Source organism: Streptomyces sp. NPDC048057 (assembly GCF_040653095.1).
Taxonomy (GTDB): domain Bacteria; phylum Actinomycetota; class Actinomycetes; order Streptomycetales; family Streptomycetaceae; genus Streptomyces.
This window is the reverse complement of the sequence record NZ_JBEZNF010000026.1, coordinates 17,347-38,892: the sequence shown is the minus strand read 5'-3', so window position 1 is coordinate 38,892 and position 21,546 is coordinate 17,347. Positions and strand designations below refer to the sequence as shown.

Here is a 21,546-nt window from a genome sequence, read left to right as displayed (position 1 = left end):
GCTCAGGGCCGCAACTCCTGCGTGCAGCACTTCACGCTGCCGCCGCCCTTCAAAAGCTCGCCCAGATCCATCCCGATCGGCTCGAAGCCCCGGTCCCGCAGCGGCTCGAACAGCCCCACCGCCGCCTGCGGCAACAGCACGTGCCGCCCGTCGCTGACCGCGTTCAGCCCCAGCGCCGCCGCGTCGGGCTCCCCGGCCACCAGCGCGTCGGGGAACAGCCGGGCCAGCACCGACCGACTGCCCGGCGAGAAAGCGCCCGGGTAGTACATGACCTCGTCCGCCGCCCCGTCCAGCACGCACAGCGCGGTGTCGAGGTGGTAGTAGCGCGGATCGACCAGGTCGAGACCGATCACGGGCCGGCCGAAGAACTCCTGCGCCTCGTCGTGGGAGAGCGGGGACGACCTGAAGCCCCGCCCCGCCAGCACGTACGACGAGGTGACCGCGAAGTCCCCCTCGCCCTCGTTGACGTGCGCCGGCTCGTGGACCTCGGTGAACCCGGCGGTACGGAACCACTCCAGGTGGACCGCGGCCTCCGGCCGGCGTTCCGGATGGGCGAACCGGGCGCCGAGCACCCGGCCGTCGATGACGGTCGCGCCGTTCGCGGCGTAGACCATGTCGGGCAGGCCCGGCCGCGGAGCCAACAGCTCCACGGTGTGGCCGAGGGCGCGGTAGCGGTCGCGCAGGTCCTCCCACTGGGTCATGGCCAGGGGCAGGTCGACGGGTTTCGCCGGGTCCATCCACGGGTTGATGGAGTACGTCACCCTGAAGTGCGCGGGTGGGCACATCAGGTAGCGGCGCGGCGATGCGTCACGAAGCGATGAGCGCAAAGAAGGCTCCTCACACGGAGACGTCGGGTACGCGGGTGTGCGTGGAGCCATGGTGGGGCCGCCCCGCCCGAAGCGTGCCGACCGTGCGGCGGGACATCGGCGCGGGCGGCCCTTTTCCGTGGTTTTCCGGGAGGTTTCGCGGTTTCCTACGAAACTCCACCCACCGTTCCTTCGTCGGAACCGTGCAGAAACCGGGCGTGCGCCGGGCGGTGCGCCGGAACGCGCGCCGGTCGCGCAGTATCCCGCACCCCGCTTCCGTGCGCCCTGGAATGAGTCGAGAGGCCCCCCGGTTGGGGACAGTGGACACCCGCGGAGCAGGATGGTGGGACCATGGCAGGGACCGCGAGGGGCGAGCGTGATGTGTGAGGGGATAGATGGGCGACGGTAAAGGTCGATACCGCGGCACGGAGAGACTCCCCGGGGAGAGCCGCCTCGCGCAGTGGCTGCGCAGGCGCTCGAAGGACTCCGCCCCCGACCACGGCGCCGTCTCCGAAGCCCGACGCGAGGACCTGCTGCTCGCCGCCGCTGCCGCGGGGCTGCCGCTGGCACCCGCCGCCTACCCCGTCGCGTACCGCTGTTCCTGCGAGCGCATCGGCTGTCCCACCCCCGGCCGGCACCCGGTCTCCTTCGCCTGGCAGACCCAGGCCACGACCGACCCCGTACAGATCCAGCGCTGGGCGCAGGGCGAGCCGCGGGCGAACTTCATCACCGCCACGGGCATGGTCCACGACGTGCTCGACGTCCCCCTGGAAGCCGGCCGCAACGCGCTGGAGCGGCTGTTGGAGCAGGGCGTCGAGGTCGGGCCGGTCGCCGAGTCCGGGGGCGAGGGCGAGGAGGCCCGGGCGCTGTTCTTCACCGCCACCCGCGGCACCCCGGAGGACGAGGACGAGTGGTGGCCCTGCGAGCTGGACTGCCACCCCGAGACGATGGACGAGCACCCGGGCCTGCGGTGGCACTGCCGCGGCAGCTACGTCCTGGTGCCGCCCGCGCTGCTGCCCGGTGACCACGCCGTCACCTGGGTCCGCGGCCCCGAACACTTGCTCCCGGAGCCGCTCACACTGCTCGGCGCGCTGACGGACGCGTGCGCGCGGTACGCGCTGCACCACGAGGAACCCTGGCCGCTGCACCGCTGAGCCGCGGCCCGGCTCCCGTCACACCCCGTCGGGTCCCCTGCCCGGCCCGCCCTCACTCGCCCTTCACGGACGTGAGGCCGGACATCCGGTTGAGTACGTCGACCTTGCCGTCGGCGCCGCCCGCCGCGGCCGGGACGTGGGCGGCCAGGCCCGAGACGCGCTCCTTCGTCACCGACTTCTTCACCTCGCCCGTCAGCAGCGGCTTCAGGTCCGGGTGCACGCTGAGCTGCACGCCCTTCGCCGCGGTCTGGCGCTCGTACGTCCGGGCGGTGAAGAAGACGAGCGCCCCGCCGTCCTCCGTGGCGAACCCGAGCGGGGCGGAGTCCCAGGAGTTCACCGGCTGGTCGATCCACTGCGTCGTGGTGCCCGGCGCGGACGGCCCACGGCGCGCGTCGCGCCACTGGGAGGTGTCCGGCCCGTCCTTGAAGAGCGGGGGAGCGCCGGACTGGAGGTACGAGGAGTAGTTCTTCGCCAGCGCGGACGGCGCGCTCACCAGGGACGCCGTGTCGACGGGGACCGGCACGGCGAAGCCGTCGCCGTCGGTCTTCAACTCCGGCACCCGGTCCGGGGCCAAGGTGTTGAGGTAGGCCACCCGCCACTTCTCGGCCGGGCCCTCGCGCAGGAACACCAGCAGCCAGCGCTCGTCCTGCTGGCGGCCCCCGTCCCAGTTGGCGTCCGCGTCCGCGAGGAAGTACCGCGGCCAACCCGCCTTCTTCGGTATGGAGTACGAGGCGTCCGTCAGCTCCAGGGCCCGGTGGTTGGGGTTGCCGCCCGGGGACTTCGCCCGCTGCGACGTCATGCCGGCCCGGTTGACCGCGCTCAGCGGGCCGGCGAGCCGGTCGGCGTGCAGCGTCGGATCGTACGTCCTGAAGCGGTCGTTGTACGCGGCGGTGAACTCCTCCAGCGCCCGCTCCGCCTCCGCCTGCGTCGCCGTCGGCACGACCTCCCGCTCGCCGTGGACGGTCACGCAGCCCGTCGCGGTCAGCGCGAGTGCGGCGGTCGCCGCCGCGAGGTTGCGGTTGCGGACGTGGTTCCCGCTGCGACTGCCGCTACGGCCTCGCGCACCCACCCGAATCGGCCTACCCATCGGTCGTCTTCTCCTTGACACCCGCGCCCCCGACTGAACGACCGAACCCTATCGGGGCGAGGGCGAAGAGGAGCGCCGGGACCGCGTACAGGAACCAGACGGTGACCTGGAGGACGGTCGGATCGGGCAGGAAGTGGACGAGGCCGTTGAGGGTCGTGCCGTACCAACTGTCCGGCGGGACGGTGGCGGTGAGGTCGTACGCCGCGGGCTGCGCGGCGCTGCCGGTGGCGCCGGCGTCCTGGAGCGCGCTGACGCCCTGCACCAGCATCCCCGCGGCGATCACGCTGAGCGCGGCGGCGGTCCAGCGGGCGGTCCGGTCCGGTCCGGCGCGGCGGGCGCCCGCGTACAGCCCCCACGCCGCGAGCAGCGCGTTCGCGAGCCCCAGCGCCAGCCCGAGCAGGGGCTGTGCGCTGGCACTGACCCCGGTCGCGGCGCGGGCGGCGGACCAGAAGTACAGGGCGCCCTCCAGCCCTTCGCGTCCGATGAGGAGTGCGGTGACGGCGACGAGGAGGGGTGCGGGGGCGGGCCTGCGGGTGCGGAGGCGGACGACGAACCAGGTCACGGCGGCGACGGCGGCGAGGGCGAGGGTGCCGGTGACGAGGCTGCGGGTTTCGGGCGTGGGCTGTCGGGAGCCGAATTCGAGGAGCCCGCCGAGTCCGAGGAAGAGGGCGGTGGTGGTGGCGGTGGTGATCCACACGGGGCGGGTGTGTTTCGTCCGCGCGACGAGGGCGAGTTGCAGGGCGATGCCGGCCCCGACGGCGAGCCCGACGCGCAGCCCGTACAAGTACGTCCCGTCCAAACCCGTCCCCCTCGTGCGAGCTGGGGCGTCCTCGCCCCTCCCTGCGTGGACGCTTCTGCGCTACCGCGCGGTTCTGTGCGGGAGTGACTGCGGTTGTTCGTGCAATTCCTCCCCCCACGCCCCTCGGCGTAGGGGGAGGAACTGCGCGATCAACCACAGACCAGCCGCGGGCAACAACGCTCTCGCGGGGAAGCGGCGGGGTTGTCTAGGGGCGCTGGGGGTCCCCCCACGCCCTCTGGGCGTAGGGGGCGGAACTGCGCGACAAGCCCGCCGCCCGGCCGCAGAGACCAACGCAGGCGCGGGCAGGCCCGCAGGCGGGAGCGCTCACGCCAAGTGCTCCGCGGCTCCGCGCGTGGGGAGGATCACGGGGGTGCCGTGGCGGGGGTGGGGGAAGACCTCCACCGGCTCCCGGTACACGCGGGTCAGCAGCGACGGCTCCAGCACCTCCGCCGGCGCACCCACCGCCTCCACCCCGCCCCCGTCCAGGACCGCCACCCGGTCCGCGTACGCCGCCGCCAGGCCGAGGTCGTGCAGGACGACGACCACCGCGTCCCCCGCCTCCGCCCGCCCCCGGCAGATCCGCAGCACCAACTCCTGGTGCCGTAGGTCCAACGCCGCCGTCGGCTCGTCGAGCAGCAACAGCGGCGTCCGCTGCGCGAGGACGCGGGCCAGTGCGACCCGGGCGCGTTCGCCGCCGGACAGGTCGGAGAAGGCGCGGTCCGCGAAGCCCTCCGTCTCCGTCGCCCGCAGCGCCTCCGTCACCGCCGCCTCGTCCTCGTCCTCCCGCGCCGTCCCCGCCCACGGCGCGCGCCCCATCCGGACGACCTCCGCCACCGGGAACGGGAAGGAGAGCGAGGAGGACTGGGGGAGCACGGCGCGCCGCAGGGCGAGGTCGCGCGGCGTCCAGTCGCCGGCGGGGCGGCCCGCGATCCGTACCGTTCCCGCGTCCGGCGCCAGATCCGCGGCGAGCGCGGCGAACAGCGTGGACTTGCCCGCCCCGTTGGGGCCCACCAGCGCGAGCACCTCGCCGGCGCGGGCTTCCAGGTCCACGCCCGACAGCACTTCGCGGTCGCCGAGCCGCAGCCGCAGCCCGTGCGCCTGAGCGAGGACGTCACCGGGCGCCGGCCGCCCCGGCAGCTCCCGCTCGCGTACGGAGAACAGCCCCCTCATGCCCAGCCTCCTTGCCGACGACGGGTCCTGCGCAACAACCAGAAGAAGAACGGGCTGCCGAAGAGCGCGGTGAGCACCCCGAGCGGCAGCTCCGCCGGCTCGGCGACCGTACGGGCCGCCAAGTCCCCCGCGGCCAGCATCAGCGCGCCGCCGAGCGCGCTGCCGGGCACCAGGAAGCGATGCCCCGGCCCGTTCGCCATCCGCAGCAGGTGCGGCACCAGCAGGCCGACGAAGGTGATGATCCCGGCGACGGCGACCGCCGCGGCCGTCAGCAGCGCCACGACCAGGATCAGGGTCAGCCGCAGCCGCTCCACGTCGACGCCGAGGTGCCGCGCCGGCCGCTCGCCGAGGGCCAGCAGGTCCAACTTGCGCGCGTAGAAGGGCGCGACGAGCAGCCCGAGCAGGGTGCACGGCAGCACGGCGAGCACCTTGGGCCAGGTCGCCTGGGAGAGCGAGCCGAGCTGCCAGAAGGTGATCTGGGTGATCTGGGCGTTGTCGGCGAAGAAGATGAACAGCCCGATGAGCGCGCCGGCGAAGGCGTTCACGGCGACCCCGGTGAGGATGAGCGTGACCACCTCCGTACGCCCGCCCGACCGGGACATCGCGTACACCAGCAGCACCGTCGCCAGGCCGGCGACGAACGCGCACGCGGTGATGGTCCAGTTGCCGAAGAAGCTCAGGCCGAGCGCGATGGAGCCGACCGCGCCCACCGCGGCGCCCGCGGAGATCCCGATGATCCCGGGTTCGGCCAGGGGATTGCCGAAGACGCCCTGCATCAGGGCTCCGGCGCACCCCAGCGAGGCACCCACCAGCAGCGCGAGGACGACCCGCGGCAGCCGTACGTTCCACAGCACGCTCTCGCCGACCCGGTCGAGCGCCTGCCCGCCGAGCCCGATGCGGTGCTGCACGGAGGTGATCACGTCGCCCAGCGGGATGTCGTACGCGCCGTACCCTGCCGAGACGAGGGCGACGGCGACGAGCGCGGTGAGCAGCCCCACCGTCAGCAGCGCTGAGGCGGAGCGGCGGCGGCGCGGCGCGGGGGATTCGGCCGCCGGCGGTGGCACCGCGGTGCGCGGCCGGGAGTCGGTCGGCGCCGTCACGCGACCTTCCCCTGCCCGTGGAGCTGGTCGACGAGCGAGGCGAGGACCTGGTCGGTGCGCGGCCCGTAGTTCAGCAGGACGCCGTCGTCGACGGAGACGACCCGGCGGTCCATGCCGGCCGGGGTCTGGGCGACGCCGGGGATCTTCACCAGCCCGTCGACGCCGTCGACGGAGGCCAGGCCCTTGCTCATCACGAGGATCGCGTCCGGCGCGGCCTTCGCCAGCGCCTCGCTGGTGATGGCGGTGAAGTCCTTGGTGAGTCCGGACTCCTTGCCGGCGTCGATCGCGCCGGCCGCTTCCAACAGGGACGACGCGCCGGAGTCGGCGCCGCCGAGGAGGTAGACGGAGGCGGAGCCGCGCAGGTAGAGGAAGGCGACGCGCGGCTGCTTGCCCTCGGCGGGCTTCGGGATCGTCTTCTGGACGGCGGCGATGCGGGACTCGGTGCGCTCGACGAGTTCGGCACCGGCGGCCGGAACGCCGAGCGCGCCGGCGACCGCCTCGATCCGGGTCCGCACGTCGTCGAGGCCCTTCGCGGCCTCCACGGTGACGAGCGGCACACCGGCGTCGCGGATCTGCGCCACGGCCTCGTCGGGGCCGGTGGTGGTGTCCGCGAGGACGAGGGTGGGCCTCAGGGACAGCACGCTCTCCGCGGAGACGTCGTGGCCCCGGGTCACCACCGGGAGTTCCGCGGCCTGTTCGAAGGTGGCGGTGACGTCGCGGGCGACGACGCGGTCCCCGAGCCCGAGGGTGTACACGATCTCGCTGAGGGAGCCGGAGAGCGGCACGATCCGCTCGGCGGAGGCCACCGTGACCTGCTTGCCGTCCGCGGAGGGGACGGTCACCGGGAGCTTCGGCGTCGGCTTGCCGGCGAGCGGTTCGACCCGGTCGGCGGGGGCCTCGGCGGAGCCGCCCCTGTCCGGTTTCGCGGTGGTGTCGCCGCCGCAGCCGGTCGCCGTGAGACCGATGGCGAGGGCGAGCGCGGCGAGTGCCGTACGCACCAAGGGGGTTCTGCGGTCCGAGGGCACGGGGGCACCGTCCTGTCTGTCCGTCGTCAGCTGCGGTCACCAGGGTCGGGGCCGCGAATCGGGCGGTACGGGGACTACCGGCCCAGGCTGGAGATAGCTTAGGTTAGCCTTACCTTGCTGGCCAGGGTGGGTGGGTGCCGGTTGCCCGACCCGTGCCCGTTCCGTGCCCGGGCGACGGGCCGTCCGTCTCCGGCGTGCGTTCCCGCGCGGCCCGCAGGCGTCCACCGGCCCGTACCCGAACCCGTCTCCCCGCACCCGACTTCTGCCGCGCGCCCGAGCGCACGGCGCCGTACCCCTGGAGGGATCCCATGCCGCCGTACCGAACGGCCCGAGCCTTCGCCGTGGCGTTGCTCGCGGCCCTGCTCGGAGCCCTGCTCCCGGCCACCGCCGCCCACGCGGCGCAGAGCACGGTGCAGGGCGGCAGGCTCGACTGGGGCATCAAGAAGTCCTTCCAGACGTACGTCACCGGGCCCATCGCCAACGGCGGTTACCGGCTGACGTCCGGCGCGGCCACGGTCGGCGCCGGACAGTTCCGCTTCCACTCCGCCAAGGGGTCCTACGACCCGGCCACCGGCGCCTTCGAAGCCCGCTTCGGCGGCGGGGTCCACTTCACCGGCCACCGCACGTCGAGCGGCAGTCACGAGCTGGACCTGTCGGTGAGCCGCCCCACCGTGCGGATCGCGGGCGGTCGCGGCACCCTCCACGTCGACATGGTCAGCAAGGCCAGGGGCACCGGGAAGGTCACCTCGACCTCCCAGGTCCCCTTCGCCTCCCTCAACCTCTCCGGCATCAACATGAAGGGGGGCAGCGGACCGATCCGGCTCGCCAACGTCCCCGCCACCCTCACCACCCAGGGCGCCACCGCCTTCGCCGGCTTCTACACCGCCGGCACCGCGCTGGACCCGATCAGCCTCAGCGTCGACCTCGTGAACGCGCCCCCGAAGCAGGAGCAGCCGAAGCAGCCGCAGCCGTCGGCCAGCAGCGGGGCCAAGGACACCAAGGACTCCAAGGACACCAAGGACAGCAAGGACGCAGCGCAGGGCGCGGTCCGCGACGCCGCCGTCGACTGGGGCGTGCGCCGCACCTTCCGCGAGTACGTCACCGGCTCGATCGCCCAGGGCAAGTGGACCCTCGCCGACGGCGCGCAGGACGGCGGGGCCCTCTTCCGCTTCCCCAAGGGCACCGGGGCGTACGACGCGCAGAAGCAGAGCCTCGACGCCTCCTTCGTCGGCTCCGTCCGCTTCACCGGGGAGAACCTGGACCTGACCCTCAGCAAGGTCACCGCGAAGGTCACGGGCGGCACCGGCACCCTGCGCGCCGACGTCGTCAGCGCCGGCGTCACCACCAAGGCGGTGCCCCTGATCACCTTCGCGGCGAAGGACTTCGCGCCGAAGGAGGGCCTCGCGACCCTCACCGAAGCCCCGGCGACGCTCACCGCCGACGGCGCCAAGGCGTTCGGGAACATGTACAAGGCCGGCACCGAGATGGACCCGGTGTCGCTCGCGGTCGCCGTCGACGCCAAGGCCCAACTGCCCGCCCTGCCCGACCTGGGCAGCGACGCGGGCACCGCGACCCCGTCCGCGTCCACGCCGGTCCCGGCCGCCTCCGACGCCGCCCCGGCCGCTTCTTCGTCGGAGTCGTCGTCCTGGTCCACCACGGCGACGTACCTCGCCATCGGCGCGGGCGTGTTGGTCGCCGCCCTCGCCCTCGCCTTCGTGGTCGTACGCCGTCGGCGCGCGACCGACGGCACCACGACCGACACCGCAGCCGGCTGAACCCCCCGGTCAGCCGCGCCCGACCGGCCACCCCGGCCGGCGCCACCCCCCTGAACCCCATCCCCCGACACGCAGGAGCAGAACCCGATGTCAGCAACAAGGCGCCCCCTGGCCGTGGCCGCCGCGACCGCCACCGCGGTCGCGCTCGGGGCCACCGCCCTGAGCCTGCCGGCCTTCGCCGCCGGCGACGACGCGCGGCCCGCCGCCGCGCCCACGTACGAGCTGAAGGAGGGCACGCTCGACTGGGGCTTCAAGGAATCCTTCCGCAAGCACGTCGTCGAGCGCGCGGAGGGAAGCATCACGGTCGCCGGCGGCGCCCGACAGGCCGCCGGCAACGGCCCGTTCGCCTTCACCGGCGGCACGGGCACGTACGACATGTCCAAGCACGGCGTGCGGACCGCCTTCAAGGGCTCCGTCACGTTCGACGCCACCAAGTACGGCTACACGATCGGCCTCGCCGACCTGAAGCTGACCACCAACCGCACCAGCGGCTTCATCTCCGCGGACGTCACCGCCAAGGGCAAGACGCAGCAGGACGTGCAGGTCGCCGCGCTCGACCTGACGGACAAGTCCCCCGGGCAGGGCGCCGGCGGCGCCATGGTCTTCAAGGACATCCCGGCGACCCTCACCGCCGAGGGCGCCGCGGCCCTCGGGATGTACAAGGCGGGCGAGGAACTGGACGCGGCCACCCTCACGGTGAAGGCCGAGATGCCGAACCGCCCCTCGCCCGACCCCGACCCCGAGCCGACGAAGCCCTCGCCCGACCCGTCGGGCAAGCCGAGCAACCCGCCCGCGGCGCCCGACGGCACGATCGTCGACGGCAACCTCGACTGGGGCGTCAAGGAGCGCTTCCGCTCGTACGTCACCACCGGCATGGCCAAGGGCAGGATCGAGGTCTCCGGCGGCGCCAAGACCAACGCCGCCGGGTTCCGCTTCCCCAAGGGCAAGGGCACCTTCGACCCGGCCAAGAAGTCCCTCGACGCGTCCTTCGACGGCGCCGTGCGCTTCCTCGGCCACGAGATCCAGGGCACCCACCTGCTCGACCTCAAGCTCAGCGACCTCAAGGTCCGGGTGCAGGGCGCCAAGGGCACGCTGCTCGCCGACGTGTCCACCAAGGACAAGACCACCGGCAAGGTCTCCACCCACAACGACCTCGGCCTCGCCGCCCTCACCGTCCCCGCGAACGCGCTGACGGCCAAGGACAAGCTGGTGCGGCTGACCGGCGTGCCGGCGAAGCTCACCGCGGACGGCAGCAAGGCGTTCAGCGGCATGTACCAGCCGGGCGAGGAACTGGACAAGGTGAACGTCGCGGTCGCCCTCGACACGTCGGTGAAACTGCCCGACGCCACGTCCGGCGGCTCCTCCTCCGGCGGATCCTCGTCCGGCGGCACGACCGGCGGCGGCGCCGGCGACAGCACGGGCGGAAGCACCGGCGGAGGCTCCGTGGGCGGCTCCGTCGGCGGCGGCTCGGTCGGCGGTGCCGTCTCAGGCGCGGTGGACGGTTCCGTGGGCGGCGCGGTCGGCGGCGGTACGGGCGGTGCCCTCGCCAACACCGGCGCCGACGTCCCGGTGACCGGACTGCTGGCCGCCGCAGCGGGCGTCGCCGCGGCCGGCGCGGGCGCCGTCGTCCTGGCCCGCCGCCGCGGACAGCGCGACGCCACCGGCTGATCCGCACCCCGCCGCACGACGGCGGGACGGGGCCGGCACCCAACGGGCCGGCGCCGTCCCGCCGTTGGCGCGTGTGCACACCGCCGCCCTCCGGTGCTTCAATGCCGGGGTGAACGAACGCGACCAGCTGGACGTGCTGCACGTCTTCTGCTCCGCCGAGGGCCGGCACGGGAACGCCGTCTCGGTCCTCCGCGACGCCCGCCGCCTCCGCGGCCCCGAGGCCCGGCAGGCGCTCGCCGCCGAAGTGGGCCGCGGCGAGACCGTGTTCGTCGACGACCCCGAGCGGGGATCCGTCGACGTTCACGCCCCCGGCCGACCCCTGCCCTTCGCCGTCGCCGCCCTGATCGGCGCCGCCTGGCTGCTCGACCTGGAAGAGCTGAACCCGCCGCCCGGGCCCGTGTGGGGGCGCAGCGACGGGGAGTTCACCTGGATCACGGTCCGCGCCGACTGGGCACCGCCGTGCGAGCTCGCGCAGTACGCGTCACCCGCCGAGGTCGACGCGCTCGCCGGGCCGCCGGCCGGAGCGGCGACGGGGGAGTGGTGGTACGCCTGGGCCTGGGAGGAGGAGGCCGCGGGCCGGGTGCGGGCCAGGGCGTTCCGCCCGCTCGCCACGGCGGACGGGGGCGTGGACGGCGACGGGGGCGGTGACGCGGCGGAGGAGGACGAGGCGACGGGTACGGCCGCCCTCGTGCTCACCGACCGGCTGGGCCGGGCCCTGAACATCACTCAGGGCCGGGGGTCGCAGATCCTGACGGCCCCCGGCCCGGGTGGCGAGGTGGAGCTCGGCGGGCGGGTGCGCCTGGTCTCCCAAGCGCCGGTGCTGGTGCCCGTACCCCCGCCGGCCGCGGTGCCCGCGCGCCGGCTGAGCGTCGCGGAGGCGCTGCGGGCGCTGGGTTAGGGCCGGCCCGGGGCCGGCCCGTACGGCGGCGGTACGGCTCAGGCGCTGAGCGGGTACGCCTCGTTCAGCTCCCAGAAGAGCGCGCTGTTGTAGTCGAAGGCGAGGCGGCACTCGTCCACGATCCGCTGCTTCTCCAGGTCGTCCGCATCCACCGCGTCCAGCAGGGCGCGGTACGTCCGCTTGAACGCGGCCGGGTTGGATATCTGCTCGAACACGTAGAACCGCACCCCGTCGCCCTTGCGGCTGAAGCCCCAGGTCTTCTCGGCCTGGTCGCGGATGACCTGGCCGCCGGAGAGGTCGCCCAGGTACCGGGTGTAGTGGTGCGCCACGTAGCCCGCGGGCCAGGTCCGCGCGCACTCCTCGATCCGGGCGACGTACGCCGCCGTCGCCGGCAGCGGCCGGGCGCCCTCCCACCAGCGCTCGCCCCGCAGGTGCGCGAGGTCGCGCTCCAGCTCGGCGGTCCGCATCAGCTCGTCGCGGACGAACGGGCCCGCGACCGGGTCGTCCCGCAGCGCCTGAGCGGCCTCCTCCAGCGCCCGGTACACGAACCACAGCTGCTCGGTGTAGCGCGCGTACGCCTCGATGCCCAGCTGCCCGGCGAGCAGATGGCCTATGAAGGGGGAGGCGTTCGCCTCGTCGTGCTTGTCGTGCGTGGCGGAGCGCAGCAGCTGGGAGAAGGGGGCGGGGGCGGGAGCGGCAGTGGCGTCCACGGCGGACCTCCGGGGCGATGGGACGGGCGGAGACAGGCAGGACTGACGGCAGCGGCCCACGGCTGTTGCCAGCACCGATTCTCTCTACTTAGGCTTACCTAAGTCAATGTGTTCCCGACGTGCTGTCGGTAAAACCCGTCCTGTCTCCGTCGTCGGAGACTTCCCGCCCCCCGACGGTCAGGGGAGCGTCAGGATCTCGGTGCCCGTCTCCGTCACCACCAGTGTGTGCTCGAACTGCGCGGTCCGCTTCCGGTCCTTCGTGACCACGGTCCAGCCGTCGTCCCACATGTCGTACTCGTGCGTCCCCAGCGTCAGCATCGGCTCGATCGTGAACGTCATCCCCGGCTGGATGACGGTGGTGGCGTGCGGGGCGTCGTAGTGCGGGACGATCAGTCCGGAGTGGAACGAGGAATTGATCCCGTGGCCCGTGAAGTCCCGGACCACGCCGTACCCGAAGCGCTTGGCGTACGACTCGATGACCCGCCCGATGACGTTGATCTGCCGCCCCGGCTTCACCGCCTTGATCGCGCGGTTCAGCGACTCCCGGGTGCGCTCCACCAGCAGCCGGGACTCCTCGTCCACGTCACCGCAGAGGTACGTGGCGTTGTTGTCGCCGTGGACGCCGCCGACGTACGCCGTCACGTCCAGGTTCACGATGTCGCCGTCGCGCAGCACCGTGGAGTCCGGGATGCCGTGGCAGATCACCTCGTTCACCGAGGTGCACAGCGACTTGGGGAAGCCCCGGTAGCCCAGGGTCGACGGATACGCCCCGTGGTCGCACAGGAACTCGTGCGCGACCCGGTCCAGTTCGTCCGTGGTGACGCCGGGCGCGATGTGCTTCGCGGCCTCCGCCATCGCCCGGGCGGCGATGCGCCCCGCGACGCGCATCCGCTCGACCGTCTCGGAGTCCTGCACCTCCGGCCCGGTGTACGGCGTCGGGGCGGGCTTTCCGACGTATTCGGGACGCTTGACGGCGGCGGGAACGGAGCGGGTGGGGGAGAGCTCACCCGGCACGAGCAGTGACTGGCCAGACATGTCAGCGAGTCTAACCACGGCTGGTGGGGCAGCATGGGGAGCGAGAGGGAAGAGGGAGGCGTTGGCGATGGCGCTGTTCAAGCGGCGGACGGCCGGGAAGCCGGGCGAGTGGTACTACTGCCTGAAGCACCAGAAGGTGGAGGAGGGGCCGGAGTGTCCGGCGAAGGACCGGTTCGGGCCTTATGCGACGCCGAAGGAGGCGGCCCACGCGATGGAGTCGGCGCAGGAACGCAACGCGGAGTGGGACACCGACCCCCGCTGGCACGAGCCCCCACCGAAGTAGCCCCCCTCACGCCACCCTGCACCCCTGCACCCCTGCACCCCTGGAGCCCGCGGTTCCCGTGCGGGTGCGTTGGCTTCTGCGGCCCCTCTGCGGCTGTTCGCGCGGTTTCCGCCCCCGGTGCCCTGCGGGCACGGGGATACCCCCGCCTACGCCCAGAGGGCGTGGGGGAACCCCCAGCGCCCCTGGGTTGCCCGACAGGCGGGCAGCAGGAGCAGTGAGCCCACACCCGCAGGGCGGGGCTTTTCAGGGGCGCGGGGACACTGCGCGGCGAGCACACCACCGGGCCGCGAGGACAGCGCACTCGCAGGGGCGCGGGGACACGGTGCGGGGAAGGCGGCGCCGGGCCGCGCGCGGCGGGGCCGCAGGGGGTCAGCCCGCGTCCGGTCGGACCTTGCCGCGGCGGATGTAGTACCACGCCATGTTCGACGACAACCCCGCCAGCAGCACCCACACCACCCCGAGCCACATGCCCTGGACGAAGGAGACCACCGCCGCGGCCACGGCGAGCGCGCAGACGGCGAGGGAGTAGACGGCGAGGCGGGGCATGGGGTCGGCTCCTGTCGGGTCCTGGTGGTTCGAGGGGCGGCGCGGCGCGGCACGCGTCGGACGCCCGGTCCAGTGTCCCCCATGCCCCGTCCGCGCTCACACGTCGGTGACCCGCAGCCCCGCGTGCGCCTTGTAGCGGCGGTTCACCGAGATCAGGTTGGCCACCAGCGACTCCACCTGGTGCGCATTGCGCAGCCGGCCGGCGAAGACGCCGCGCATGCCGGGGATGCGGCCCGCCAGCGCCTGGACGAGGTCCGTGTCGGCGCGGGACTCGCCGAGCACCATCACGTCCGTGTCGATCTCGTCGATGGACTCGTCCTGGAGCAGGACCGCGGACAGGTGGTGGAACGCCGCGGTCACCCGCGACGCCGGCAGCAGGGCGGCGGCCTGCTCGGCGGCGCTGCCCTCGTCCGGCTTGAGGGCGTACGCGCCCTTCTTGTCGAAGCCGAGCGGGTTGACGCAGTCGATCACCAGCTTGCCCGCGAGGTCGTCCCGCAGCGCCTGGAGCGTCTTGGCGTGCCCGTCCCACGGCACGGCGACGATCACCGCGTCGCTGCGGCGCGCGCACGCGGAGTTGTCCGCGCCCTCGATGCCGAGGCCCAGCTCGGCCGCGGCGGCCTCGGCGCGCTCCGCGGCGCGGGAGCCGATGATCACCTTCTGGCCGGCCTTGGCGAGCCGGTACGCCAGCCCCCGGCCCTGGTCGCCGGTGCCGCCGAGGACGCCGACGACGAGCCCGGACACGTCCGGCAGCTCCCAGGGGTCCTTGGGGGCGGATGCGGCGGCGCCTGCGGTGTTGTCAGTGGAAGTCATGCGCCCGACCCTACTGGCAGGTACACGTACGGGTGAGTCCGCCCGAACCGCCCCCTGCCCCGGCGGCGCGTGCCCCAGGATGCGGGGCCATGGATGCCGTACGCGTCGCGCTGCTGCGCGAGGTCCTGGCGGGCACGCGCTGGCCCGCCGCCGCCCGACGGTTCGCCGGGGTCCTCCGGTCGTCCGTGGTCCCGCGCGGTGGCGGGCTGCTGCTGGTGGGGACGGAGGAGTACGAGCCGTGGCACCTGGCCGCGCACCTGGTGGACGAGGCGGCCTGGTCGGGCCGCCCCGAGCTGACGCCGACCCTGGTGCGCCACGGCACCCGCCCCGGCGACCCGCCGCACCTGGCGGTGGGCCTGGACCGGCTGCACGGCGTGCGCCGCGGCGAAACGCTGTTGCTGGTGGCCCCGGCCAGCCCGGGCGAGGTCCTCCTGGAGCGGGTCCACGACGCCCGGCGGGGCGGGGCGACGGTGCTCGCGCTGGACGGCGGCGACGCGGACGTGCAGGGGCTGGCGCACGAGTGGCTGTCGGTCTGCCCGGAGCGCGACGAGGTCGACCTGGACACCGTGCAGCACCTGGTGAGCGCGGCGGCGGGGGAGAACGGGCTGCCGGTGGCGCGCGGCAGCCGCCACTTCCGGGACCGGGTGTCCCGGCTGGTGGACCAGCTCACGTCGCCGCCGCCGGAACGCTGGTGAGCGGCTCCACCGCATCGCGCACCGCATCGCGCGACCGCCGTGGGGAAAATCGTTTGCCCACGCCATCCGACCACCATGACGATGAGCGGTTGTGGCGTCCAAGCTCTCCGCGATACTCCCCGACCTCTCCCCCTGGCACTCCTCCCGGGACTTCCGGCTGCTGTGGGGCCAGGGCCTGATCACCTACTTCGGCAGCTTCATGGCGATGATCGCCCTGCCGCTCCAGATCAAGGACCTCACCGAGTCGCCGCTCGCGGTCGGCGCCATGGGCGCCGTCGAGCTGGTGCCGCTGATGGTGTTCGGCCTGTACGGCGGGGCGCTCGCGGACGCGATGGACCGCCGCAAGGTGATCCTGTGGACGGAGGCGGGCCTGGGCCTGCTGGCGCTGCTGTTGCTGGTGAACTCGCTGCTGCCCGATCCGATGCTGTGGCCGCTGTACGTGGTCGCGGCGGGCGTCTCCGCACTCGCCGGACTCCAGCGGCCGGCGCTGGACTCGCTGATGGCCCGCATCGTGCCGCACGACCAACTCACCGCGGCAGCCGCGCTGAACGCCCTGCGCTGGCAGGCGGGCGGCATCCTCGGGCCGTCGCTGGCGGGCGTGGTGGTGGCGTACGCGGGCCACGCCACGGCGTACGGCATCACCATCGTCACCTTCGCGGTCTCCGTCGTGATGTGCCTGCGGCTGGCGCCGGCGCCGGCGGCGCGCGACGCGGAGCGGCCGTCGCTGCGCGGCATCGCGGAGGGCGCGCGGTACGCCTGGTCGCGGCCGGTGCTGATGGGGACGTACGCGGTCGACCTGCTGGCGATGGTGCTCTCCGCGCCGATGGCGATCTTCCCGTTCCTCGCGGACGACCTGGGCGCGGAGTGGTCGCTGGGCCTGATGTACGCCTCCATCTCGGTGGGCTCGGTCGCCCTCAGCCTGACGAGCGGCTGGACCTCGCGCGTCCAGCGGCACGGCCTGTTGCTGATCTTCGGGGCGATGGCGTGGGGGCTGGGGATCGTGGCGGCGGGGGTGCTGGACAGCGTGTGGCTGGTGCTGCTGGCGCTGGCGTTCGCCGGGGCCGGGGACATGCTCAGCGGCCTGGCCCGCAGCACCATCTGGAACCAGACGATCCCGGACGGCCTCCGGGGCCGCCTCGCGGGCATCGAGGTGCTGTCCTACAGCGTCGGCCCCCAGATGGGCCAGGTCAGGGCGGGCGCGATGGCCGGCTGGACGGGGACGCGGCCGGCGGTGTGGGCGGGGGGCGTGGCGTGCGTGGCGGTGGTGGGTGCGTTGGCTGCGGCGATGCCGAAGCTGGTGGCGTACGACGCGTCCACGGACACGGACGCCCAACGCCGCCGCGCGGAAAAGGAAGCCGCCCCCCTATAGCCCGCGCCTTCGCCACCGGCGCGCTTCACGCCTGCGGCCCGTCTGTGGTTTGTCGCGCAGTTCCGCCCCCAGCGCCCCTGAAAAGCCCCGCCCTGCGGGCACGGGGGCCCCAGCGCTCGGAACTATGGGTGTAGCCACCGAGCAGCCGCAGAGACCAGTGCTCCCGCGGAGGAACGGCGAGCATGTCAGGGGCGCGGGGAACTGCGCGACAAGCCACAGACGGGCCGCAGACGCCAGTGCTCCCGCGGGGCCACGGCGGGTGGTGCGTTAAGGGGCGCGGGGATACTGCGCGACGAGCGACCACCAAGCCGTAGACGGCAACGCACCTGCGAGGGGCGCCGGCAGCAGCGCCGGGCCCGGGACCCCGCTGCCCGGCGCGGCTCAGCGCAGCCAGGACGCGCACGCCGGGTTTTCGCCGCGCCAGAACTGGTAGTACTCGTAGCCGCAGCCCGACTCCAGGTCGCTCACGCCCAGCCCCCGCAACACCGCGTCCACCACGTCGAAGAACGCCCGGTTCACCTCCGGGACGAGGAAGAGCAGGGCGAACACCACCAGCAGGCCGTACGGCGCGATCGGCTCCACGCGGCGGCGGACGCCGGGGGACAGCCACGGCTCGACCACCCCGTAACCGTCCAGCCCCGGCACCGGCAGCAGGTTCAGGATCGCCGCGGTGATCTGGAGCAGCGCCAGGAAGCCCAGCGCGAACTGGAAGAGGACCGGGACGCCGTCCAGCCCGCCCAGCCAGAACGGCGCCGTGCACACCGCCGCGAACAGCGCGTTCGTCAGCGGGCCCGCCGCCGAGATCAGGCTGTGCCGCCAGCGGCCCCGGATCCGGCCGCGTTCGATGAAGACCGCGCCGCCCGGCAGGCCGATGCCGCCCAGGATCACGAAGAGGACCGGCAGGATCACGCTGGTCAGCGCGTGCGTGTAGGCCAGCGGGTTGAGCGTCAGATAGCCCTTGTCGACGATGGTGACGTCCCCGCCGTGCAGGGCAGCGCGGGCGTGCGCGTACTCGTGCAGACAGAGCGAGACGACCCACGCCGCGGTGACGAAGAAGAAGACGGCGACCCCGGCGGTCTTCCCGAAGTCCGTCCACACGGCCCACCCCGAGACCGCTCCGATCGCGACGATCCCGAGGAAGACGGGGCTGATGCCCCGGCCGTTGCGGCGGGAGGCGGTGTCGGTCATGGGCGCGACTCCTGTGACGTGACGGCGTGCGCACCGACCGTACCCGGCGCGGCGCGGCGCCGTCCGTACCCCGGCGGAGCCGGAGAAGCCGTTAGGGACAATGAACGGGTGCGTTACTCGCTGCTCGGCACCATCGAGGTCCATGACGACGACGGCGTGCCCGTCGCGATCGGCGGCGCCCGGCTGCGGGCGCTACTGGCCGTGTTGGCACTGCGTGCCGGCCGGGCGGTGCCCGTGGCGTCGCTCGTCGCCGAGGTGTGGGACGGCGACCCGCCCGCGGACGCGACCGGCGCCCTCCAGGCCCTCGTGGGCCGGCTGCGGCGCACCATCGGCGCGGACGCCGTCCGCTCCGACGGCGGCGGCTACCGCCTCGGCGCCGACCCGGACGACGTGGACCTGCACCGCTTCACCCGGCTCGCGGGCGAAGGTCGGCGCGCCCTGGACGACGGGGACGCCGCGAAGGCGCTGGACGTCCTGGACGACGCGCTCGCGCTGTGGCGCGGCCCCGCGCTCGCGGACCTCCCGGACGGCGGTGCGGACGCCGCCCGCCTGGAGGCCCGCAGGCTGGAGGCCGTACGCACCCGGCTGACCGCGCTCACGGCCCTGGGGCGGGCCGAGGAGACCCTGCCGGAGCTGGCGTCCCTGTGCGCCGCCCACCCCCTCGACGAACCCCTGCACGCCCTGCACATCCGCGCCCTGCGCGCCGCCGGCCGGCCCGCCCGCGCCCTGGACGCGTACGAGACGCTGCGCCGCTCCCTCGCGGAGCGGCTGGGCACCGACCCGGGCCCGGAACTGATCGCCCTGCACCGCGAGCTGCTCGCGCCCGCGGAGCCGGCGCCCGCGCCCGTACGGACCCCCGCGCCTCCTGCCCCGGTCCCGGTCCCGCGCGGCAACCTCCGTGCCCGGCTGACGTCCTTCGTCGGCCGCGAGGACGACATCGCGGCCCTGCGTGACGATCTGCACCGCGCCCGGCTCGTGACCCTGCTCGGCCCCGGCGGGTCCGGCAAGACCCGGCTCTCCCAGGAGGCCGGGGAGCGGGTCGCGGCCGACCACCCCGACGGCGTGTGGCTGGTGGAACTCGCGCCCGTGAACGACCCGGAGACCGTGCCCGAAGCCGTCCTCGCCGCGCTCGGCGCACGCGGACCCGTCCTGCGCGGCGCGGGCGCCGAAGAGATCAGGGTCGCCGAAGGGACGAAGGACGAACCGCTGCGGCGGCTGGTCGAGCTGTGCGTCCGACGCAGGATGCTGCTGATCGTCGACAACTGCGAGCACGTGGTGGGCACCACGGCCGCCCTGGTGGAACGCCTCCTCAGCGACTGCCCCGACGTCACCGTGCTCGCGACCAGTCGTGAGCCGTTGGGGGTGCCGGGGGAGGTGGTGCGGCCCGTCGACCCGCTGCCGCAGGACGTGGCGCTGAAGCTGCTCGCGGACCGGGGCGCGGCGGCGCGCCCGGGGTTCCGGGTGGCGGACGATCCCGCGGCGTGCGCGGAGATCTGCCGGCGCCTCGACGGGCTGCCGCTGGCGGTGGAGCTGGCCGCGGCGCGGCTGCGGGCGCTCGCGCCGCGCCAGATCGCGGACCGGCTGGACGACCGCTTCCGGCTGCTGACCAGCGGCAGCCGTACCGTACTGCCCCGGCAGCAGACCCTGCGGGCCGTCGTCGACTGGTCCTGGGACCTGCTGGACGAGGCCGAACGCACCGTGCTGCGGCGGCTGTCCGTGTTCGCCGGCGGGTGTGCGCTGCCGGCCGCGGAGGCGGTGTGCGGCCCGGACCTGCCCGCGTCGAGCGACGTGCTGGACGCACTGGCGGCGCTGGTCGACAAGTCGCTGGTCGTCGCGGTGCCCGACGACGCGGCCGGCATGCGCTACCGACTCCTGGAGACCGTCGCCGAATACGCCGCCGAACACCTCGACCACTCCGGCGAACGCACCCCGGTGGAGCGCCGCCACCTCGTCCACTACCGGGAGCTGGCCCGCGTCACCGACCCCCGGCTGCGCGGCCCCGACCAGCAGGCCGCGCTCATCCTGCTCGACCTGGAGTACGAGAACCTGCGCACCGCGCTGCGCCGCGCCGTCGCCGCCCGCGAGGAACAAGAAGTCCTCTCCCTCGTGCTGTCCCTCACCTGGTACTGGCAGATGAAGGACCTGCGGACCGAGACCCGCCACTGGACCGGGGCCGCCCGCGAACTGGGCCCCGACCCCTTCGGCCCGGACTGCGGCCCCGCCGAGCCCGTCCACGAACGCCCCACCGACCTCCCCCCGCCGTGGCCGCCCCACCTGCTCGCCGAGGCCCGCCGCAGCAACGACATGCTGCGCATGGTGGTGATCAACCGCGACATGGAGGTGTGGAGTTCGCCCGACGGCATGGACCGACTGCGCCGGGTCACCCGCGTCTACCACGACGGCCTGCCGCAGATCTGCCGCCACCCGGCGTCCATGTGGTTCTTCGCCGTCCTGCTCACCGGGGACCTGGCAGCCCTCGAAGCGGTGCTCAACGGCACCGTACGGACCTGCCGGGCCCTGCCCGGACACGAGTGGGAGCTGGCGTCGGCGCTGGAGACCCGGGCCAACGTCCTCGCCAACCGGACCCGTTGGGCCGGCGACGCCATCCGCGACGCGGACGAGGCGCTGGAGATCTTCCACCGGCTCGGCGACTCCTGGGGCCTGGCCGAGGCGCTGTCCGCCCGCGCGGAGGCACGGGAGCGGCGCGGCGACTACGCCGAAGCCGCCGCCGACTTCGCCGCCGCCGTCGAGCGCGCCGAGCGGATCGGCGCCAGCGGCCAGGTCGCGGTGTTGCGGGCCCGGCTCGGCGGCGCGCTGATGGAGCTCGGCCCCGAGGAGGGCGCCCGGGGCGAGGCGATCCTCCGCGAGGTCGTCGCCGGCCACGACGTCGACTTCCACGAGGCCAGCGCCGTGGCCCGGATCGTGCTCGGGCTGTGGCTCGGCAGGACCGGCCGGACCGCGGAGTCACGGGAGCTGATGACCCAGGTGCTGGGCCAGTTCCAGGCCAGCGTGCTCGTCGCCTTCGAGGACATGGTGAGCGGCTTCCTCGCCTGGCTGGACCACCTCGAAGGCCACCACGAGCGGGCCCTGACCGGCGCCCGCCGGGCCCTGGACGGCGCGCTGACACCGCTGTGCCGGGTGGTCGCCCCGCACATGGTCGCGCCCCAACTCGTCACGACCGCGGGTGCGCTGTCCGCGCTCCACCCCGAGCGGGCCGCGGACGCCGCCCGCATCCTCGGCGCGGCCGACGCCCAGCGGATGCCGGACTACGCCATGCCGCGCCACGAGGCGGAGCAGCACGAGGCGGTGGTGGCGCGGCTGCGGGCCCTGCTCGGGGACGACGCGTTCTCCGCCGCGCACGCCGAGGGCGCCGGCCTCCCCCTCGAAGAGGCCGTCGCCCTCGGGTGAGCTTCCCCCCCCCGGCCCCC

The 21,546-nt window shown here is 74.1% G+C and carries 19 protein-coding genes; 8 read left to right on the top strand and 11 right to left on the bottom strand.

Annotated elements, in window-relative coordinates; translation table 11 throughout:
- Positions 1–2: 2 nt before the first annotated feature.
- Entirely contained in the window at positions 3–827 is an 825-nt protein-coding gene (ddaH, locus tag AB0E05_RS27485) for a dimethylargininase (RefSeq protein WP_361968184.1), read from the bottom strand.
- 374 nt (positions 828–1,201) lie between these two features.
- Between ddaH and AB0E05_RS27480 the strand changes: the two genes are divergently transcribed.
- Positions 1,202–1,960, top strand: a complete 759-nt coding sequence (locus AB0E05_RS27480; protein WP_361968182.1) for a bifunctional DNA primase/polymerase — start codon at positions 1,202–1,204, stop codon at positions 1,958–1,960.
- 52 nt (positions 1,961–2,012) lie between these two features.
- Here the strand turns inward: AB0E05_RS27480 and AB0E05_RS27475 are convergent, their stop codons facing one another.
- From AB0E05_RS27475 to AB0E05_RS27455, 5 genes are all read right to left on the bottom strand, one after another.
- Positions 2,013–3,047 carry a hypothetical protein gene (locus AB0E05_RS27475; RefSeq protein WP_361968180.1) on the bottom strand — a complete coding sequence of 345 codons (1,035 nt, stop codon included), beginning with the start codon at positions 3,045–3,047 and terminating at the stop codon, positions 2,013–2,015.
- On the bottom strand, positions 3,040–3,846 hold the full coding sequence (locus tag AB0E05_RS27470) for an FTR1 family protein (RefSeq protein WP_361968178.1): 807 nt from the start codon (positions 3,844–3,846) through the stop codon (positions 3,040–3,042). Before AB0E05_RS27470 ends, AB0E05_RS27475 begins: the two co-directional genes overlap by 8 nt.
- Before the next feature lie 324 nt (positions 3,847–4,170).
- Positions 4,171–5,016 carry a heme ABC transporter ATP-binding protein gene (locus AB0E05_RS27465; protein WP_361968176.1) on the bottom strand — a complete coding sequence of 282 codons (846 nt, stop codon included), beginning with the start codon at positions 5,014–5,016 and terminating at the stop codon, positions 4,171–4,173.
- A complete protein-coding gene (locus AB0E05_RS27460) occupies positions 5,013–6,080 on the bottom strand; it encodes an iron ABC transporter permease (protein WP_361968338.1) in 1,068 nt (355 codons plus the stop codon). Before AB0E05_RS27460 ends, AB0E05_RS27465 begins: the two co-directional genes overlap by 4 nt.
- A gap of 32 nt (positions 6,081–6,112) precedes the next feature.
- On the bottom strand, positions 6,113–7,114 hold the full coding sequence (locus tag AB0E05_RS27455) for an ABC transporter substrate-binding protein (protein ID WP_361968174.1): 1,002 nt from the start codon (positions 7,112–7,114) through the stop codon (positions 6,113–6,115).
- Between the two features lie 335 nt (positions 7,115–7,449).
- Between AB0E05_RS27455 and AB0E05_RS27450 the strand changes: the two genes are divergently transcribed.
- The 3 genes from AB0E05_RS27450 (at position 7,450) to AB0E05_RS27440 (ending at position 11,482) form a co-directional block, all read left to right on the top strand.
- Positions 7,450–8,916, top strand: a complete 1,467-nt coding sequence (locus AB0E05_RS27450) for an HtaA domain-containing protein (protein WP_361968172.1) — start codon at positions 7,450–7,452, stop codon at positions 8,914–8,916.
- A gap of 87 nt (positions 8,917–9,003) precedes the next feature.
- Positions 9,004–10,584 (top strand): HtaA domain-containing protein, encoded by a 1,581-nt coding sequence (locus AB0E05_RS27445; protein WP_361968170.1) that lies wholly within the window; start codon positions 9,004–9,006, stop codon positions 10,582–10,584.
- A gap of 109 nt (positions 10,585–10,693) precedes the next feature.
- On the top strand, positions 10,694–11,482 hold the full coding sequence (locus AB0E05_RS27440) for a PhzF family phenazine biosynthesis protein (RefSeq protein WP_361968168.1): 789 nt from the start codon (positions 10,694–10,696) through the stop codon (positions 11,480–11,482).
- 38 nt (positions 11,483–11,520) lie between these two features.
- On the opposite strand, the gene AB0E05_RS27435 is transcribed toward AB0E05_RS27440, so the two are convergent.
- Together AB0E05_RS27435 and map are read right to left on the bottom strand one after the other, a co-directional pair.
- Complete coding sequence (locus AB0E05_RS27435) at positions 11,521–12,192, bottom strand: biliverdin-producing heme oxygenase (RefSeq protein ID WP_361968166.1); 672 nt, start codon at positions 12,190–12,192, stop codon at positions 11,521–11,523.
- A gap of 177 nt (positions 12,193–12,369) precedes the next feature.
- Positions 12,370–13,227: a type I methionyl aminopeptidase gene (gene map / locus AB0E05_RS27430; protein WP_361968164.1), complete on the bottom strand. Its 858-nt coding sequence runs from the start codon at positions 13,225–13,227 to the stop codon at positions 12,370–12,372.
- Positions 13,228–13,294: 67 nt separating this feature from the next.
- On the opposite strand from map, the gene AB0E05_RS27425 reads away from it, so the two are divergent.
- On the top strand, positions 13,295–13,510 hold the full coding sequence (locus tag AB0E05_RS27425; RefSeq protein WP_361968162.1) for a hypothetical protein: 216 nt from the start codon (positions 13,295–13,297) through the stop codon (positions 13,508–13,510).
- A 369-nt stretch (positions 13,511–13,879) separates the two neighbouring features.
- Here the strand turns inward: AB0E05_RS27425 and AB0E05_RS27420 are convergent, their stop codons facing one another.
- Together AB0E05_RS27420 and npdG are read right to left on the bottom strand one after the other, a co-directional pair.
- Entirely contained in the window at positions 13,880–14,056 is a 177-nt protein-coding gene (locus tag AB0E05_RS27420) for a hypothetical protein (RefSeq protein ID WP_361968160.1), read from the bottom strand.
- 96 nt (positions 14,057–14,152) lie between these two features.
- A complete protein-coding gene (gene npdG / locus AB0E05_RS27415; RefSeq protein ID WP_361968158.1) occupies positions 14,153–14,866 on the bottom strand; it encodes an NADPH-dependent F420 reductase in 714 nt (237 codons plus the stop codon).
- Positions 14,867–14,955: 89 nt separating this feature from the next.
- Between npdG and AB0E05_RS27410 the strand changes: the two genes are divergently transcribed.
- Together AB0E05_RS27410 and AB0E05_RS27405 are read left to right on the top strand one after the other, a co-directional pair.
- On the top strand, positions 14,956–15,561 hold the full coding sequence (locus AB0E05_RS27410) for a hypothetical protein (protein ID WP_361968156.1): 606 nt from the start codon (positions 14,956–14,958) through the stop codon (positions 15,559–15,561).
- A 91-nt stretch (positions 15,562–15,652) separates the two neighbouring features.
- Positions 15,653–16,930, top strand: coding sequence for an MFS transporter (locus AB0E05_RS27405; RefSeq protein WP_361968154.1), 1,278 nt, complete (start codon positions 15,653–15,655; stop codon positions 16,928–16,930).
- Between the two features lie 381 nt (positions 16,931–17,311).
- Here AB0E05_RS27405 and AB0E05_RS27400 read toward each other — a convergent pair whose 3' ends face one another.
- The gene (locus AB0E05_RS27400; protein ID WP_361968152.1) at positions 17,312–18,118 is read right to left on the bottom strand and encodes a site-2 protease family protein; all 807 of its coding nucleotides are present in this window, start codon (positions 18,116–18,118) and stop codon (positions 17,312–17,314) included.
- Positions 18,119–18,226: 108 nt separating this feature from the next.
- Here AB0E05_RS27400 and AB0E05_RS27395 point away from each other — a divergent pair, with 108 nt between their 5' ends.
- Complete coding sequence (locus AB0E05_RS27395; RefSeq protein WP_361968150.1) at positions 18,227–21,526, top strand: BTAD domain-containing putative transcriptional regulator; 3,300 nt, start codon at positions 18,227–18,229, stop codon at positions 21,524–21,526.
- The last annotated feature ends 20 nt before the right edge of the window (positions 21,527–21,546 follow it).